Origin of the sequence: Streptomyces sp. NPDC007856, from assembly GCF_042868225.1 — a bacterium.
Classification (GTDB): domain Bacteria; phylum Actinomycetota; class Actinomycetes; order Streptomycetales; family Streptomycetaceae; genus Streptomyces.
Genome location: NZ_JBIAEC010000076.1, coordinates 1,829 through 5,020 on the forward strand (window position 1 = coordinate 1,829; position 3,192 = coordinate 5,020).

General features: G+C 57.3%; 1 rRNA gene. It reads left to right on the top strand.

The window, feature by feature from the left end:
• The first annotated feature begins 55 nt into the window (after positions 1–55).
• Positions 56–3,170: ribosomal RNA gene (locus ACFYOH_RS44375) — 23S ribosomal RNA — on the top strand.
• The last annotated feature ends 22 nt before the right edge of the window (positions 3,171–3,192 follow it).

Sequence of the window (3,192 nt, forward strand, 5' to 3'; positions counted from 1 at the left end):
GGTGACGGGTGGCTGGTCGTTGTTTGAGAACTGCACAGTGGACGCGAGCATCTGTGGCCAAGTTTTTAAGGGCGCACGGTGGATGCCTTGGCACCAGGAACCGATGAAGGACGTGGGAGGCCACGATAGTCCCCGGGGAGTCGTCAACCAGGCTTTGATCCGGGGGTTTCCGAATGGGGAAACCCGGCAGTCGTCATGGGCTGTCACCCATGCCTGAACACATAGGGCATGTGGAGGGAACGCGGGGAAGTGAAACATCTCAGTACCCGCAGGAAGAGAAAACAACCGTGATTCCGGGAGTAGTGGCGAGCGAAACCGGATGAGGCCAAACCTACGACGTGTGAGACCCGGCAGGGGTTGCGTCGTGGGGGTTGTGGGATCTCTCTTCTGTTGTCTGCCGGCAACAGGACGAGTCAGAAACCGTTGATGTAGGCGAAGGACATGCGAAAGGTCCGGCGTAGAGGGTAAGACCCCCGTAGTCGAAACGTCAGCGGCTCGTTTGAGAGACACCCAAGTAGCACGGGGCCCGAGAAATCCCGTGTGAATCTGGCGGGACCACCCGCTAAGCCTAAATATTCCCTGGTGACCGATAGCGGATAGTACCGTGAGGGAATGGTGAAAAGTACCCCGGGAGGGGAGTGAAATAGTACCTGAAACCGTGTGCCTACAAGCCGTGGGAGCGTCGGAACCTTCGGGTTCTCGTGACTGCGTGCCTTTTGAAGAATGAGCCTGCGAGTTTGCGGTGTGTTGCGAGGTTAACCCGGGTGGGGAAGCCGTAGCGAAAGCGAGTCCGAACAGGGCGTTTCAGTAGCATGCTCAAGACCCGAAGCGGAGTGATCTAGCCATGGGCAGGTTGAAGCGGAGGTAAGACTTCGTGGAGGACCGAACCCACCAGGGTTGAAAACCTGGGGGATGACCTGTGGTTAGGGGTGAAAGGCCAATCAAACTCCGTGATAGCTGGTTCTCCCCGAAATGCATTTAGGTGCAGCGTCGTGTGTTTCTTGCCGGAGGTAGAGCACTGGATAGGCGATGGGCCCTACCGGGTTACTGACCTTAGCCAAACTCCGAATGCCGGTAAGTGAGAGCGCGGCAGTGAGACTGTGGGGGATAAGCTCCATGGTCGAGAGGGAAACAGCCCAGAGCATCGACTAAGGCCCCTAAGCGTACGCTAAGTGGGAAAGGATGTGGAGTCGCACAGACAACCAGGAGGTTGGCTTAGAAGCAGCCACCCTTGAAAGAGTGCGTAATAGCTCACTGGTCTAGTGATTCCGCGCCGACAATGTAGCGGGGCTCAAGCGTACCGCCGAAGTCGTGTCATTGCAGCGTATAGCCCCAACGGGTGCTGTGATGGGTAGGGGAGCGTCGTCTGCCGGGTGAAGCGGCACTGGAAGGTAGTCGTGGACGGTTGACGAGTGAGAATGCAGGCATGAGTAGCGATTCACACGTGAGAAACGTGTGCGCCGATTGACTAAGGGTTCCTGGGTCAAGCTGATCTGCCCAGGGTAAGTCGGGACCTAAGGCGAGGCCGACAGGCGTAGTCGATGGATAACCGGTTGATATTCCGGTACCCGCTGTGAAGCGTCAAACATCGAATCCAGTGATGCTAAGGCCGTGAAGCCGCCCCGGATCCTTCGGGTGAAGGGGAGTGGTGGAGCCGCCGGACCAAGTTGGTAGTAGGTGAGTGATGGGGTGACGCAGGAAGGTAGTCCAGCCCGGGCGGTGGTTGTCCCGGGGTAAGGGTGTAGGCCGTGCGATAGGTAAATCCGTCGCGCATGGGGCTGAGACCTGATGCCGAGCCGATTGTGGTGAAGTGGATGATCCTATGCTGTCGAGAAAAGCCTCTAGCGAGTTTCATGGCGGCCCGTACCCTAAACCGACTCAGGTGGTCAGGTAGAGAATACCGAGGCGTTCGGGTGAACTATGGTTAAGGAACTCGGCAAAATGCCCCCGTAACTTCGGGAGAAGGGGGGCCAGCTCTGGTGAGAGGACTTGCTCCTCGAGCTGGGGGTGGCCGCAGAGACCAGCGAGAAGCGACTGTTTACTAAAAACACAGGTCCGTGCGAAGCCGTAAGGCGATGTATACGGACTGACGCCTGCCCGGTGCTGGAACGTTAAGGGGACCGGTTAGCTCACTTTCGGGTGGGCGAAGCTGAGAACTTAAGCGCCAGTAAACGGCGGTGGTAACTATAACCATCCTAAGGTAGCGAAATTCCTTGTCGGGTAAGTTCCGACCTGCACGAATGGCGTAACGACTTCTCGACTGTCTCAACCATAGGCCCGGTGAAATTGCACTACGAGTAAAGATGCTCGTTTCGCGCAGCAGGACGGAAAGACCCCGGGACCTTTACTACAGTTTGATATTGGTGTTCGGTTCGGCTTGTGTAGGATAGCTGGGAGACTGTGAAGCATGCACGCCAGTGTGTGTGGAGTCGTCGTTGAAATACCAGTCTGGTCGTGCTGGATGTCTAACCTGGGTCCGTGATCCGGATCAGGGACAGTGTCTGATGGGTAGTTTAACTGGGGCGGTTGCCTCCTAAAGGGTAACGGAGGCGCCCAAAGGTTCCCTCAGCCTGGTTGGCAATCAGGTGTTGAGTGTAAGTGCACAAGGGAGCTTGACTGTGAGACCGACGGGTCGAGCAGGGACGAAAGTCGGGACTAGTGATCCGGCGGTGGCTTGTGGAAGCGCCGTCGCTCAACGGATAAAAGGTACCCCGGGGATAACAGGCTGATCTTCCCCAAGAGTCCATATCGACGGGATGGTTTGGCACCTCGATGTCGGCTCGTCGCATCCTGGGGCTGGAGTCGGTCCCAAGGGTTGGGCTGTTCGCCCATTAAAGCGGTACGCGAGCTGGGTTTAGAACGTCGTGAGACAGTTCGGTCCCTATCCGCTGTGCGCGTAGGAGTCTTGAGAAGGGCTGTCCCTAGTACGAGAGGACCGGGACGGACGAACCTCTGGTGTGCCAGTTGTTCTGCCAAGGGCATGGCTGGTTGGCTACGTTCGGGAGGGATAACCGCTGAAAGCATCTAAGCGGGAAGCCTGCTTCGAGATGAGGACTCCCACCCACTTGATGGGGTAAGGCTCCCAGTAGACGACTGGGTTGATAGGCCGGATCTGGAAGCCAGGTAACTGGTGGAGGTGACCGGTACTAATAGGCCGAGGGCTTGTCCTCAGTTGCTCGCGTCCACTGTGTT